This is a genomic window from Nonomuraea roseoviolacea subsp. carminata (assembly GCF_024172185.1).
In the GTDB taxonomy this organism is placed as follows: domain Bacteria; phylum Actinomycetota; class Actinomycetes; order Streptosporangiales; family Streptosporangiaceae; genus Nonomuraea; species Nonomuraea roseoviolacea.
In genome coordinates, this window is record NZ_JAMZEC010000001.1 from 5,241,191 (window position 1) to 5,255,607 (window position 14,417).

11 protein-coding genes are annotated in these 14,417 nt (G+C 73.3%); 8 read left to right on the forward strand and 3 right to left on the reverse strand.

Annotated features, from left to right (window positions below):
• Positions 1-93 precede the first annotated feature (93 nt).
• The 7 genes from HD595_RS24430 (at position 94) to HD595_RS24460 (ending at position 9,533) form a co-directional block, all read left to right on the forward strand.
• Positions 94-2,505 carry a serine/threonine-protein kinase gene (locus tag HD595_RS24430; RefSeq protein WP_301309587.1) on the forward strand — a complete coding sequence of 804 codons (2,412 nt, stop codon included), beginning with the start codon at positions 94-96 and terminating at the stop codon, positions 2,503-2,505.
• A 16-nt stretch (positions 2,506-2,521) separates the two neighbouring features.
• Positions 2,522-4,378 (forward strand): serine/threonine-protein kinase, encoded by a 1,857-nt coding sequence (locus HD595_RS24435; RefSeq protein WP_253772801.1) that lies wholly within the window; start codon positions 2,522-2,524, stop codon positions 4,376-4,378.
• Between the two features lie 44 nt (positions 4,379-4,422).
• Positions 4,423-6,108, forward strand: coding sequence for a serine/threonine-protein kinase (locus tag HD595_RS24440; protein ID WP_253772803.1), 1,686 nt, complete (start codon positions 4,423-4,425; stop codon positions 6,106-6,108).
• 252 nt (positions 6,109-6,360) lie between these two features.
• Positions 6,361-7,140 (forward strand): electron transfer flavoprotein subunit beta/FixA family protein, encoded by a 780-nt coding sequence (locus HD595_RS24445; protein ID WP_253772805.1) that lies wholly within the window; start codon positions 6,361-6,363, stop codon positions 7,138-7,140.
• A gap of 19 nt (positions 7,141-7,159) precedes the next feature.
• Positions 7,160-8,113: an electron transfer flavoprotein subunit alpha/FixB family protein gene (locus tag HD595_RS24450; RefSeq protein ID WP_253772807.1), complete on the forward strand. Its 954-nt coding sequence runs from the start codon at positions 7,160-7,162 to the stop codon at positions 8,111-8,113.
• A gap of 223 nt (positions 8,114-8,336) precedes the next feature.
• Complete coding sequence (locus HD595_RS24455) at positions 8,337-9,239, forward strand: RpnC/YadD family protein (RefSeq protein ID WP_253772809.1); 903 nt, start codon at positions 8,337-8,339, stop codon at positions 9,237-9,239.
• A 21-nt stretch (positions 9,240-9,260) separates the two neighbouring features.
• Positions 9,261-9,533: an RpnC/YadD family protein gene (locus HD595_RS24460; protein ID WP_253772811.1), complete on the forward strand. Its 273-nt coding sequence runs from the start codon at positions 9,261-9,263 to the stop codon at positions 9,531-9,533.
• Positions 9,534-9,706: 173 nt separating this feature from the next.
• Here the strand turns inward: HD595_RS24460 and HD595_RS24465 are convergent, their stop codons facing one another.
• The gene (locus HD595_RS24465) at positions 9,707-10,903 is read right to left on the reverse strand and encodes an MFS transporter (RefSeq protein ID WP_253772813.1); all 1,197 of its coding nucleotides are present in this window, start codon (positions 10,901-10,903) and stop codon (positions 9,707-9,709) included.
• Between the two features lie 591 nt (positions 10,904-11,494).
• Positions 11,495-12,013 carry a TetR/AcrR family transcriptional regulator gene (locus HD595_RS24470; protein WP_253772815.1) on the reverse strand — a complete coding sequence of 173 codons (519 nt, stop codon included), beginning with the start codon at positions 12,011-12,013 and terminating at the stop codon, positions 11,495-11,497.
• Positions 12,014-12,066: 53 nt separating this feature from the next.
• On the opposite strand from HD595_RS24470, the gene HD595_RS24475 reads away from it, so the two are divergent.
• Positions 12,067-13,230 carry a cysteine desulfurase family protein gene (locus HD595_RS24475; RefSeq protein WP_308211222.1) on the forward strand — a complete coding sequence of 388 codons (1,164 nt, stop codon included), beginning with the start codon at positions 12,067-12,069 and terminating at the stop codon, positions 13,228-13,230.
• Between the two features lie 46 nt (positions 13,231-13,276).
• Here the strand turns inward: HD595_RS24475 and HD595_RS24480 are convergent, their stop codons facing one another.
• Positions 13,277-14,356, reverse strand: a complete 1,080-nt coding sequence (locus HD595_RS24480; RefSeq protein WP_253772817.1) for a DUF695 domain-containing protein — start codon at positions 14,354-14,356, stop codon at positions 13,277-13,279.
• Positions 14,357-14,417: the final 61 nt, after the last annotated feature.

A 14,417-nucleotide genomic window follows, 5' to 3' on the forward strand; every position in this document is an offset into this window, starting at 1 on the left:
CCGATGGCCCCGATCCGGACGTTGTACGAGTGGGAATGTGGCCTCATGGTTCATCTCGTGGGCGGGGATTAAGCCGGTATGGTGCTTCATGCCATGAACGATGACCGACTTGGCCCTTACCGGCTGCTCAGGCGGCTCGGTGAAGGCGGAATGGGCGTTGTCCACCTCGCTGCCGACCCCCAGGGGCGGCACGTGGCGGTCAAGGTCCTGCGCGGCGAGGTCGCCGGTGACGAGGTCGCCAGGCGACGGCTGTCGCGCGAGGTCGAGACCATGCGCCGGGTGCGCAGCCGGTACATCGCCGAGGTCGTCGACGCCGACGTCACCGGTCATCGTCCGTACATCGTCACGCGCTACGTCCCCGGGCGCTCGCTGGACGAGATCGTCAAGGACGACGGCCCGCTGGACCTTCCCGCGCTGGTGCGCATCGCGCACGGCGTGGCGACGGCACTGGCCGCGGTCCACTCCGTCGGCGTGATCCACCGTGACCTCAAGCCCGGCAACGTGCTGATCCTCGACGGCGAGCCGGTGCTCATCGACTTCGGCATCGCCCAGGCCGTCGACGCCACGCGGCTGACCCAGACCGGCATGTTCATCGGCACGCCCGGCTACCTCGCCCCCGAGATCATCGAGGGTCAGGAGGCGGGGCCGGAGGTCGACGTCCACGCCTGGGCCGGCACGCTGCTGTACGCCTGCACCGGCCAGCCGCCCTTCGGCAAGGGCACGCTGGAGATGATCTTCTACAACATCACCGCGGGCAAGGCCGAGATCGGGGCCGCGCCGGCCGAGCTGCAGCCGCTGCTCAAGGCCGCCTTCCAGCGCAACCCCGGCAAGCGGCCGAAGGCCGCCGAACTGGCCGAGCAGACCGCGCGCATGCTGCCCCGCTCGCCGGGCGCGGCGCCGGACGAGATCTCGACGGTGCCGGGTCCCGACCGGTTCGACCTGCCGGCGCCGCGGCCCGTCGCCGAGCGGCCGGCCTGGGAGATCTCCACGCCGCCGGTCACCCCGCGCCGGCTCCTCGACGGTCAGGAGGTCCGCTTCGGGCCGCCGGGCGGGCCCGCTCCCGGTCAGACGCCGCCGGGCCAGGACCAGCCGTACGTGTCGCTGCTCGGGCAGGGCGGCCCACCGCCCGCGACGGGCGCTCCCGGCACGGGTCCGGGCGGTCTGGGGACCGGACCGGGCGGTCCAGGGACGGGTCCGGGCGCTCCGGGCGCGGGGCAGGCCGGCGCGACGCCGGGCGGCGAGCAGGCCGACCCGTGGACGAGCGACGAGGGCGACCCGTGGCCGACCCGCCGCGTCACGCCCGAGGAACTGCGCCGCATGCAGCAGGAGAGCGGCGCCCAGCCCTGGCAGAACGCCCCGCGGCCGGGCGACAACGCCGCGTCCCCGTGGCCGGGTGACGGCTCGGCGTCCCCGTGGCCGGGGGAGCACGTCCCGCTGCCGTCGCAGGAGGGCGACCTGCCGACGCGGCGCGTACGCCCCGACAGCCCCGACTACGGCCGCCCGAACGTCGACTACGGGCGCCCCGGCTCCGCGCCGGGCACAGGACCCCACGCGGGTCCCGCGCCGTACCCCGGATCGGGCCCGCACGCCGCGGCCCCCCACCCGGGTTCGGGCCCGCAGGCCGGGCCGGCGGCGTTCTCCGGGCCGGCCGCCTACTCCGGCCCGCACGCCACACCCGGGTCGGGCCCGCAGGCCGGTCACCCGGCCGGCCACCAGGCGGGTCATCAGTCCGGTCATCAGTCCGGGCACGCGTTCGGCATGGGCGGGTCGTCCGGGCCGGCGCCGCAGGGGCGTCCCACCCAGCAGCCGCCACCCCCCTACATCCCGGCCCAGCCCCAGTACCCGCCGGACCCGCGGACCAAGCGGGAGCCGTTCGTCCCGGGCGCCGTGCCCGGCCAGGTGCTCCAGCGTTCCCGGGCCTACGGGGTGGCGGGCGCGATGCTGCTCGTCATCATGATCGTGGCGGCGGTCATGGCGCCCGTGCTGGTGGCCGTGGTGGTCGTGCCCCTCGCGGTGCTGCTGCGCGCCGCCGACCTCGCCCAGCCGGAGCTGATCGCGCGCCGCTCGACCGGCGCGGCGGCGCTGGACGTGGTCAGGGTGTTCGCGCACCCGCGGGCACTGGCCAAGTCCGTGGGCATCACGCTCGCGCTGGTTCTTTACGCTCTCATACTGGGGCTACCCGTTACGCTGCTCCTCACCGTGGTACTCCGAACGGACCCGTACAACGCGCTGGCCTGGGGAGCGGCGGTCGCCCTCTGGACCCTGTGCGCGGGCCCGGGCGTGGAGGGCCCGGGGCGCCAGATGCGCAGGACGCTCGCTTCCCTCGTACCCTCGAGAACAGCGGCGATGGTGCTGGCGGGCGTCCTCGGGGCGGCCGCGGCGTTGTCGCTGGTCCTCGCCTACGGCACGTTCAAGGACGACGCTAGGAGGGCCGTATGGGCTCCGGTGGACGTGGGACCTGTGGTGGAGCAGCTCGACGGACTGAAGGGGGACTCGGGGGGATGACGGGGGTAAGACGGCGATGAGCACGGGCAACACCCAGGCGCCAGAGCGGCTCGGCCCCTACCGGGTGGTACGGAAGATCGGCGAGGGCGGCATGGGGGTTGTCCACCTCGGCGTCGACTCCGAGGGCCGCGAGGTGGCGATCAAGGTCCTGCACCCGCACGTGGCCGCCGACCTCAAGGCCCGCGACCGGCTCACCCGCGAGGTCGAGACCATGCGCCGCGTGCGCAGCCCGTACGTGGCCGAGGTGCTCGACGCCGAGCTCGTCGGCGGCCAGCCGTACGTGGTGACCCGGTTCGCGCCCGGCCGCACGCTGGAGGAGACCGTACTCAACGACGGCCCCCTCCCCGCGGGCGAGGTGATCAACCTCGCGCGGGGGCTCTCCCAGGCGCTGGTGTCCATCCACGCCGCCGACGTGATCCACCGCGACTTCAAGCCGTCCAACGTCATGCTGGTCGACGGCCGGCCGCTGGTCATCGACTTCGGCATCGCCCACCTGGTCAACGCCACGCGGCTGACCCAGACGGGCATGTTCGTCGGCACGCCGGGCTACCTCGCGCCCGAGATCATCCGCGACTCCGAGATCACCCAGGCGGCCGACGTCCACGCGCTGGCCTCCACGGTGTTCTTCGCCGCGACGGGCGCGCCGCCGTTCGGCACGGGCACGTTCGAGGCGGTCTGCTTCAACATCATGGAGGGGCGCGCCCAGCTCGACAAGGCGCCCGCGTGGCTGCGCGGCTGGCTCGCGCGCGCCCTCGACGTGGACCCGTCCGCCCGGCCCAGCGCCCACGAGCTCGTCCGCATGGCCAAGGCGCTCGACCCGTCGGTGACGACGTTCCACGAGGCCGCGCCGCAGGCCCAGCCGACCGGCACGAAGAAGCTGTCCACCCGCACCCGCGTCCTCGACTCCCAGGCCGAGTCCTACGCCGACCTGCTGCCGCCCGTCGAGTACGGCCCGCCGCAGCCCCGCTACGAGCCGAAGCCCCGGCAGGAGCGCCCCCGTCAGGAGGAGCGCCCGCCGCCCTACGTGCCGGCCCCCATGCCGGCCCGCGCGCCCCGGCCCGACCAGCGGGTGGCCGGCCCCGTCCCCGGCTACCCGGCCACGCAGGACAGCCGCCGCCCGGCCACCCAGCCGCCCCGGTACACCCCGCCCGCGACCCAGGGCGGCCGCCCGGCCGTCGCGCCGCCCCCGTACACGCCGCCCGCCGAGCGCAAGCGCTACCTCGTGGGCAGCCAGCTCGTCGGCGGGCTGCTGCTCGTCATGCTGGCCGCGCTGACGGTCATGATGCCCGTGGCCGTGGGCGCGGTGGCCGTCGCGCTCGCGGTGGTGCTGCGGGTGGGCGACTACCTGTTCGGCGACATGGTCAAGCGCCGCCAGATCCGCGGCTCCAGCGCCGCCGACCCGCTGCTCGTGCTCGTCGGCACGCCGTGGGCGCTGGTCAAGGCGGCGCTCGTGTCGCTGGTCCACGTGCCGCTGTCGATCCTGTTCGGTCTCTGCGTGTACGGCGTGCTGCGCTGGGGCGGCGGCATGGGCGTCAACGAGGCCGCCGCGTGGGCGGCGGGCGCGTTCTCCGCCGGCCTGTTCGTGCTGCCCGGCGGCGGCCCGCCGCGCCGCACGGTCACCCGGGCGATCACCGGCATGCTGCGCAGCCCCGGCGCGGCCACGGTGGCGCTGCTGGCGGTGGGCACCGTGACGATGGTCGTCGTGATGTTCGCGCTCGGCCAGGAGACCGTGTGGAGCCCGTGGCGGGCCCCCGAGACCGTGATCAGGGAGCTGACGCGCAGCGCCCGGGACAGCGCCACCGGCCTCATCACCGGCCTCATCGACGACCTCCTGCGCCAGGTCGGGCTGGGCTTCCTGTCACCCTGGTCCTGAGCGTCCCGCGTGTCCTGACCCGTCCCTGAGGGGAAGGAAGGGGTATGAGCGAGCATCTCGGTCCGTACCACCTGCTCTCGAGGCTCGGTTCCGGCGGTTTCGGCGTGGTGCATCTCGCGCTCGACCCCGAGGGGCGCACGGTCGCGGTCAAGGTGCTGCACCCGCACGTCGCGGCCGACACCGTCGCGCTGGCGCGGCTGGCCCGCGAGGTCGAGACGATGCGCCGGGTCGGCGGGCCGTACGTGGCCGAGGTGCTCGACGCCTCGCTGGACGGCGGCTCACGTGGCGGCGCGCGGCCGTACCTGGTCACCCGTTACGTGCAGGGCAGGCCGCTCAGCGCGGTGCCCGTCCCGGTGGCCGGCCTGCCCCGTCTGGCGGGCGGGCTGGCGGCGGCGCTGCTGGCCATGCACGAGGCGGGCGTCATCCACCGCGACCTCAAGCCGGCCAACGTGATGATGGCCGAGGGGCGGCCCGTGGTCATCGACTTCGGCATCGCGAGCGCGCTCGACTCGCTGTCGGTGACGGCCTCGGGCGCGGTGGTGGGCACGCCCGGCTACCTGGCTCCTGAGGTGCTCGAAGGGCGCGAGGCGGGCATGGCGGCCGACGTGTTCTCCTTCGGCGCCACGCTCGCGTACGCGGCCACGGGACGCCAGCCGTACGGGCAGGGCCCCGCGTCGGCGGTGGCGTATCGGGTGGTCCACCACGAGCCTGACCTGGAGGGCGCGCCGGAGTGGGTGGAGCCGCTGCTGCGACGGTGCCTGTCCACGGACCCGACGGCGCGGCCCACGGCCGCGGAGCTGTACGCGGAACTGGGGGCGCTCGCCGGACCTCTCCCGCCTGCGCCGGCCGGCTCGCAGGGTCTGCCAGGACATTCGGGTACGCCGGATTCGCCGAGCGCGCCGGGAGCGGCTGTGACCGGGACGCCGGATGCGTGGCCACCTCACGCACCGGCCTCTTACGGCGGGGCAGCTCTTGCCGCCGCGACGGGGACCGCCGAGGGTGCGCCCGAAAGCGCGGTCCGTGGGACGGCCGGGAGGACGTTCGGTGGCGCTGCCGGTGGGACGGCCGGAAGTGCGTTCGGCGACGCACCCGGTGGGGCGGCTGGAGGTGTGGCGGGCGACACAGATGGCGGTGCGGCCGGTGGGGCGGCGGTTCGGTGGCCGGGTGTGCCCGCCGCCCAAGCGTCCTCGACAGCGCACCCCCAGGTGTCCGCGACAGGGCAGCACGGTACGGAAACCTCCCGTCTGGACATGCCGGATATATCAGGCGTACGCGAACCGGACCTGCGCCGCGACCGGCGGCGCTCCAGGGCCGAGCGGCGGCGCGAGGGGCTGCACGACCTGGAGACCCGCGAGTGGCGCCCCGGCGACGACCGGCTCCGGCGCTCGCCCGAGGAGGCCAGGGAGCGGCACCGGGAGAAGGTGCGCAGGCGCTGGGTGATCGGGTCGGCCCTGTTCGTGGCGCTGCTGGCCGCCGCGGCCCGCGAGCCGCTGCCTGAGGTGGCCCTGTTCCTGCTGGCCGGGTACTCGCTGGCGGTGGTGGCCGACGCCGGTGTGGCGCTGCTGGCGCGCAGGCCGTACCGGACGAGCCGGATCGTGGTGGACTTCGCGAGCATCGTGGGCGCCGTGGGGGTGAGCCTGGGGCTGAGCATGGCGTTCAGCACGTTCACGCTGGCGCTGTTCGCGGGGACGGCGCTGGTGACGGGGATCGTGTTCCTGCTCTCCGCCTGACCGGAGACCCCTCGAAGCGTACCGAACAAAGTTCGGTAGTGTGGGGGACGGTGACGCCGCGGCGCGGGTCCGGGAGGCCGTGTTTGCGCCGAAGCTACCCATGGGTAACATGGCGGCGGGGCGCACGGGAGCGACCCGTGCCACCCGCTGTCACGGAGCCCACGGGACACCTGGCAGTCTGGACAGCATGCATCCAGCGCCCGCCGCACCGGCGCGGTGGCGCACGCGAACACGGGAGGTCGTCCACCGGCCATGAACATCGTCGTCTGCGTGAAGCAGGTCCCCGACACGGCGACCGAGCGCAAGCTGCGGTCCGATGACAAGACGCTCGACCGTGACGCCGTAGACGGCGTGGTCAACGAGCTGGACGAATACGCGGTCGAGGAGGCCCTGAAGCTCAAGGAGGCCCACGGCGGTGAGGTCACCGTCCTGTCGATGGGCCCCGGCAAGGCCACCGAGACCATCCGCAAGGCCCTGGCCATGGGCGCCGACAAGGCGGTCCACCTCAGCGACGACGCCCTGCACGGCTCCGACGCGCTGTCGACCTCCTACGCGATGGCGCAGGCGCTGAAGAAGATCGGGTTCGACCTGGTCATCCTCGGCTCCGAGTCCACCGACGCCCGCACCGGCGTGCTCGCCGCGATGCTGGCCGAGCGCCTCGGCACCCCGCAGCTCACCCTCGCCAACAAGGTCGACGTCGACGGGTCGTCCATCGCGATCCAGCGGCTGACCGACTACGGGTTCGACCGGGTCGAGGCCACGCTGCCCGCCGTCGTGTCCGTGGTGGAGAAGATCAACGAGCCGCGCTACCCGTCCTTCAAGGGCATCATGGCGGCCAAGAAGAAGCCGGTCGAGACGCTCGGCATCGCCGACGCCGACATCGCGGCCGACCAGGTGGGCCTCGACGCCGCCTGGTCCGAGGTCGTCGACTTCGCCGCGGCCCCGCCGCGCGCGGCCGGCACGATCGTCAAGGACGAGGGCGACGGTGGCGCGAAGGCCGCCGAGTTCCTCGCTTCCAAGAAGTTCATCTGAGAACGGGGGTTTTGCTGATATGTCGGAGATTCTCGTTCTCGTCGAGCAGCTCGACGGCGAGGTCAAGAAGGTCACGCTGGAGCTGCTGACGCTGGCGCGCGGCCTCGGCACGCCGGCCGCCGTCTGGGCCGGCCCCGGCCTCACCGACGGCGCCAAGGCCAAGCTGGCCGAGTACGGCGCCGAGAAGATCTACGTCGCCTCCTCCGCCGACGTGGTCGACCACGTGGTGGCCCCCAAGGCCGAGCTGCTGGCCCAGCTCGTGGCCGACAAGTCGCCCGCCGCCGTGCTGGTGGCGGCCACGGCCGAGGGCAAGGAGGTCGCCGGCCGGCTCGCGGTCAAGACCGACTCGGGCGTCATCACCGACGCCGTGGGCCTCGGCGAGGGCTTCGTGGCCGACCAGTCGATCTTCGGTGGCGGCGTCAACGTCCGCTCCCGGGTGCGCAAGGGCACGCCCATCGTCGCCGTACGCCCCAACTCCACCGCTCCCGAGCCCGCCGCGGGCGCCGGCGCGGAGGAGGAGGTGTCGCTCACCCTGAGCGAGGCCGCCAAGGCGGCCCGCGTCGTCGAGCGGGTCAAGCAGGAGAAGGGTGCCCGTCCCGAGCTCACCGAGGCCGCGATCGTGGTCTCCGGCGGGCGCGGCGTCGGCTCGGCCGAGAACTTCTCGGTCATCGAGGGCCTGGCCGACGCGCTCGGCGCGGCCGTGGGCGCCTCGCGCGCCGCCACGGACGCCGGCTGGTACCCGCACCAGTTCCAGGTCGGCCAGACCGGCAAGACCGTGTCGCCGCAGCTCTACATCGCGGCCGGCATCTCCGGTGCCATCCAGCACCGGGCCGGCATGCAGACCGCGAAGACGATCGTGGCGATCAACAAGGACCCGGAGGCGCCGATCTTCGAGCTCGCCGACTACGGCGTCGTGGGCGACCTGCACCAGGTCGTCCCGCAGCTCACCGAAGAGGTCACCAAGCGCAAGTAGCCGCAGGGGGAGCACGGCCTTCACCGAACGGCGCTACGCGCCGGAGGCTCGGGCTGTGACATTGGGGGGCGCGGCCCCCCAAACCCCCGTTCCAGAGCCGCTTCGCCGCTTCGGCGGCCGATCCCTTCAGGCGGCGTCACATGGCGCCGCCTTCGAAGGGCGAGCGGCGACTTCGTCGGCCATTCTTGTAACTTTACGTGCTCGACATGTGACAATGGGTGCCATGCCGTCCCCCCGTCATGACGCCCTCGTCCGGCTGTTCAGCAGCCGCCCCGAGCTGGTGGTCGAGGTTCTGCGTGATCTTCTGGGAGTGGAACTGCCCGCCACCCCGCTGATCCGCCTGGAGAAGTCCACCTTCAACACCCGGCCTTCCGACGACATCGAGGCCGACCTGGTCATCGTCCTGGGACCACCGCAGGCGCCGGCGCACGCCATCATTGTCGAGATCCAACAGGACAAGTCCAAGAACCCGCGGCAACTGGCACGCTATGCCGCCGCGTTGTGGCTGTTACTGGGCTGCGACGTCACAGTCCTGGTCGTCTGTCCGGATCGCGGCGTCGCCGCCCACTACGCGGCGCCGGTCGAGTCAGGGCTGACCGGTTATCGCTTGCAGGCTCAGGTGCTGGGGCCGGACGGCATACCGGCCATCATCGATCCTCAGGAGGCCGCGGCCAACCTGTGGCTGTCGGCGATAGCGGTCATGGTTCACGGCGGCGACCGCAAGGTGGTGGAGGCTTTCGCCACGGCGCTGACTGAGCTGCGGGATCCTTACGCTCCGAAGTACTATGAATACGCTTACAGCATGTCGTCGCCCGACGTGCGGCGCCTTCTGGAGGAGATCATGACGTCCACCGACTGGCCGGTCTACAGCCCCTTCGCGCGCGAGCACTATGGTCGCGGCCTCGACGAAGGCAGAGCAGAAGGCAGAGCAGAAGGCGAAGCAAAGGGTAAAGCCGAAGAGGCGGCCAGGATGCTCCTGCTTGTGCTGGCTGCCCGTGGTTTCGAGCTTCCCGACGACATGCGTGTCCAGATCTCCACCTGCGATGATCTGGCTCAGTTGGAGAGCTGGACCACCCGTGCGGTGACCGCCCAGGCTCTGCAGGAGCTCTTCGACCAGAGTGCCTGACGGCGCCTTCTGGAGGAGATCATGACGTCCACCGACTGGCCGGTCTACAGCCCCTTCGCGCGCGAGCACTATGGTCGCGGCCTCGATGAAGGCAGAGCAGAAGGCAGAGCAAAGGGTAAGGCCGAAGAGGCGGCCAGGATGCTCCTGCTTGTGCTGGGCGCTCGTGGTTTCGGTGTTCCGGACGACATGCGTGCTCGGATCTCCACCTGCGCTGATCTGGCTCAGTTGGAGAGCTGGGCCACCCGTGCGGTGACCGCCCAGACTCTTCAGGAGCTGTTCGACCAGAGTGGCTGATGACGCCATCACCGCCTTCGGTGCGCTGAGCCGCTGGCCCGCGAACGGGCAGTCGTTCCAGTAGCGCCAGGTGCGTCCTGGACGACGTGGAACGGCGCCGCACGGATCATCCGTGCGGCGCCGTTAGCGTGACCGCCGAAGGATCGTTCGTGTGACCACCGAAGCGTGGTGGCTCAGGCGGCGACCTCGACGCGCTCGCGCTCGCGCGCCGGCAGCACCCGGACCGCCGCGGGCTCCTCGCGCGGCAGCAGGCGCGCGGCCAGCGTGATCAGCAGGCCGAGCACCACCGCGAGCCCGAGCGCGGTACGCAGCGAGGTGGCGTCCGACAGGAACCCGATCACGACCGGGCCGAGCAGCAGGCCCGCGTACCCCATGGCGCCGGCCTGGGCGATCGCCGGTCCGGGGTTGTCCGTGGCGGTGCCGGCGAGCGACAGGGTCATCGGCGAGATCGTCGCCACGCCGAGCCCCACGAAGAACATCGCGAACACCGCCATCAGCGGCGCGGGCGCCGCCAGCACGGCCGTGAAGAACCCGGCCGTGGCCAGGCCCGACACGGTCAGCATGCCGCGCACCCCGAACCGCGAGCGCAGCCGGTCGCCGGTCAGCCGGGCGAGCAGCATGCCCACCTCGAACACGGGATACCCGAGCGCCGCCACCGCCTCCGGCGCGCCCAGCGTGTCGCGCATGAACAGGCCGTTCCAGTCGGCGACCGTGCCCTCGACCATGAACGCGAAGAACATCAGCGCGCCCAGCAGGTAGACGATCGGCGGCATGCGGCGCCGCGCGTCCGTCCCGGTCTCGCGGACGGGCGCCTCGGCCAGGTAGGCGCGGCCGGCCAGGATCATCACCGGCAGGGAGACCAGGCCGACGAGCGCCAGGTTCGTGGTGAAGGACAGGCCCAGCGCGATGGCCAGGCTGCCCAGCCCGCCCGCGGAGATGGCGCCGACGCACCAGCCCGCGTGCATGCCGTTCATCAGGGGACGTCCGTAGGCGCGCTCGACGATGGAGCCCTGCGCGTTCATCGCGATGTCCACCATGCCGAACGCGAGGCCGAAGAACGCGGCGGCCGCCAGGAGGACCGGCAGGTTCGGCGCGAACGCCACGGCCACCAGGCCGAGCGCCGTGAGCGGCCCGCCGACGCGCAGGACGCTCCTGCTGCCGAAGCGGGCCATGACGCGGCGCATGGACTGCATGGTGACCAGGGCGCCGAGGCCCCAGACGAGCAGGATGGCGCCCACGACTGACTCCGACAGGCCCAGCTTGTCGGTCAAGGCCGGGATGCGCACGGTCATCGTGCCCACCATCAGTCCGGCCATCACGAACGTCAGGACGGCCCCGTACCGGGCTGTCCGCAGGTCCTTCGCCATCATCACAGCGCACCTCTCTAAGCGTCACGAACGTCATGGGAAAAGTCGGGGGAGGGGCGCCGGCGGGGGTGCCGGTGCCCTCTCGGGGGCCGGGCGCCGGTGGGTGCCGGCGCCCGCGGGGGTCGGGCGCGGCGGGGGCCGGCGCCCTTGGGGGCTCGGTGGGGCGCGGCGGGGATGCCGTGGCCCTCGGGGAGGGGGTCGGGCGCCGGTGGGGGCCGGCGTCCTGAATGCATGCGGACGCCCGCCGGGTCGTGGCCGGCGTCCTGGGCGGGGGCGCGGCGTGGTGCCGCTGTGGCCCGATTACGGAGATCGCCTGGTGGGCGCGGCGGGCCCCGTCTCCGTGAAGGGGCCATGGGCCGGAACGCGGGGGAAACGGGCCCACGCGAGGTGGGCGCCGTGCGTCCCCGCACCGGCCGCCGCGGCCTGGGCTGATCCCCGGGCCAGAGCCTGCAACACCGCCGTGGGCCGCCTTATTTCCGCCCGGCGCCGCCTTTACGGCTCGTCCGATTCCTCGGGCCGCGGCCATGGGTCGGCTCGGGTTCCTCGGGCCGCGGCCCAGGTTCCCTTGGGTGCCGCAGGGGCCCTCGGGTCGGTCTACGGCACCGGGGGAGGTTTCAGCAGCGCGCGGAGCCGGGCCTCCAGGGCCTGGAGGTCGCTCTCCGTGTTGAGCTCCGGGTCGTGGCTGGCCACGTCCCAGAGCCCCTCACATGCCAGGCGCACCACCTGGGACCCCAGCGGGTCGGGCTCGTCACGCAGCTCGTCGCGGTGCCAGCGGGTCATGGCCTCGCGCAGCGGCGCCAGCAGGAACAGGTTGCCCGAGGCCCCGGTGACCACGGCCCATCGTCGCAGCCGTCCCGAACGGACGGCCGCCAGTGTGGCCATGAGGTAGCGCTCGGTGTAGGTGTCGCCCGGCTGGGCGGCCAGGAGCTGGTCGAACTCGTCGATGAGACGCTCGACCATGCCCTTGATCAGGGCTTCCTTGCTGCCGAAGTGGTAGAGGAGGCCCCCCTTGCTCACCCCCGCGCGGTCGGCGACGGCCGAGAGTGTGAGCGCGGCCGAGCCCTGATCGCAGAGCAGGTCCTCCGCGGCGTCCAGCAACTCGTCCCGTCTCATGCCTCTACTGTACCGTCCGGACGGTACAGTAGCAAACGAGATACCCTTGGCGGGTGAGCAGACCGTCGGCCTACCTTGATCACGCGGCGACCACGCCGATGCTTCCCGAGGCGATCGAGGCCATGACCGAGCAGCTCGGCCAGGTCGGCAACGCCTCGTCGCTGCACGCGGCGGGCCGGCGGGCGCGCCGGGTCGTCGAGGAGTCGCGCGAGAGCATCGCCGACGCGCTGGGCGCCCGGCCGAGCGAGGTGGTGTTCACCTCCGGCGGCACCGAGGCCGACAACCTCGCGCTCAAGGGCCTCTACTGGGCGCGCGCCCCGCGCCGCCGCGTCCTGGTCAGCTCGGTCGAGCATCACGGCGTCCTCGACCCCGCCCACTGGCTGGCCGACACGCAGGGCGCCCAGGTGGAGCTCCTGCCCGTCGACGAGCTCGGCCGCGTCCGGCCCGACGCGCTGCGCGCCGCCATCGACCGCGACCCGGGCGACGTCGCCCTGGTCAGCGTGATGTGGGCCAACAACGAGGTCGGCACCGTCCAGCCGGTCCACGTGCTGGCCGCGGTGGCGCGCGACCACGGCATCCCGTTCCACACCGACGCGGTGCAGGCCGTCGGCCAGCTCCCCGTCTCGTTCGCGGCGTCGGGGGCCGACGCGGTCACCGTCAGCGGCCACAAGATCGGCGGCCCCGTCGGGGTGGGCGCGCTGCTGCTGGCCCGCGGCCTGACGCCGGTGCCCGTACAGCACGGCGGCGGGCAGGAGCGCGACGTGCGCTCCGGCACGCTCGACGCGCCCGCCATCGCCGGCTTCGCCGCCGCGGTGCGGATCGCGGTCAAGGAGCAGGAGAGCCAGCGGCTACGGCTGGCGGAGCTGCGCGACGACCTGATCCGGCGCGTCCGCGAGGCGGTGCCCGACGTGGTGCTCAACGGCGACCCGGACGAGCGGCTGCCGGGCAACGCCCACTTCTCGTTCCCCGGCTGCGAGGGCGACGCGCTGCTCATGCTGCTCGACGCCAAGGGCGTGGAGTGCTCGACCGGCTCCGCCTGCTCGGCCGGTGTGGCTCAGCCGTCCCACGTGCTGCTGGCCATGGGCGCCGACGCGGTGTCGGCGCGCGGCTCCCTCAGGTTCTCGCTGGGGCACACCTCGACGCGCGACGACGTGGACCGGCTCGTCGAGGTGCTGCCGGCGGCCGTCGAACGCGCCCGCCGCGCCGGCCTGGGCTGACCGCCGATCCCGCGGCGCCTTTCCAGCGATCAGCTGAGGCCAAGAATCAGGTGAGGAAGGGGGCGACCGCGGTCCAGGCCGGGTCGTCCGCGACCGTCACCCGCGCCTTGCCCTCGTCCCACCCCTTGGCCAGTTCCTTCGCCCAGGCCGCGGCGTCGCCCTCCGAGTCGGCGTACACGTGGAAGACCCGCAGCCCCTCGGCGCTCACATGGACGGCCAGCAGGGCCGTCTCCCGCCGGTCGAGCAGCCCCGCCGACAGCCGCTCCTCGAAGGCGCGCAGCGCGGCGACCGAGTCGCCCGCGGGCAGGCCGCCCTCGTCGCGGTGCCGGTACGGCACCGCGATCTGCACGTGCTGGTCGAACAGCGGATGATCCACCGGCCGCAGCGGATGCCGGGCGGTCGCGGTCAGCGGCGCGCCGCCGCCCGTCTGCCCCTCCAGCAGCGCCCACTGCTCCTCGCCGGCGGCGGGCGCGAGGTCCGCGGCCAGGTCGGCCACCACGGCCGGCAGGTGCGCGGCGGCCACCGCGTCGATCGGCTCGAACGTCACCGGCATGATCTCGCCCACCCAGCGGGCCACCTCGTCCTCGCCCAGCAGCCAGTCGAGGGCGATCAGCGTCGCGTCCATCCGGTCGTCCGCGTCGAGGTCGGCGAAGGCCGGGTGGTAGGCCGACACGTCGACGCGCGAGCCGTCACGCGGCACGCGCAGCCCGAGCGTCAGCTTGTCCAGCTTGAGGAGGTCGCCGTCCACGTTGACCGTGCGCTCCGTCGCCCGCGGGTCGGCCTGCCGCGACGGGTGGAACTCCCACAGCAGGTCGCCCTCCGGCGCCGCCGCGGCCCAGCGGTGGGCCAGGGGGCGCAGCTCGGCATCACCCGCGGCGGTCACCACCAGGGCGTGCGCCGCCTCCTTGCCGGGGGCGAGCTCCCACTTCAGATCGGGGTGGAGCGTCAACACGGCGCGGTCGACCAACTCCCCCATGCCGATGATGTCGTCGGCGGCCACCAGGGAGTCGATGCGGGGCCGCGTCTCCTCCCACCACGCCCAGAACGCGGGCACGCCGTCATCCGGCCGGACCTTCCCGTGCCTGGGGATACCGTCCTCGCCGTCCTTGCGCTCGAACAGTCGCATAGCCGTGCATCCTTCCAGACCGCGCGGGTGCTCGCGGCCTCACCCCGGGGTGGGGACTCCA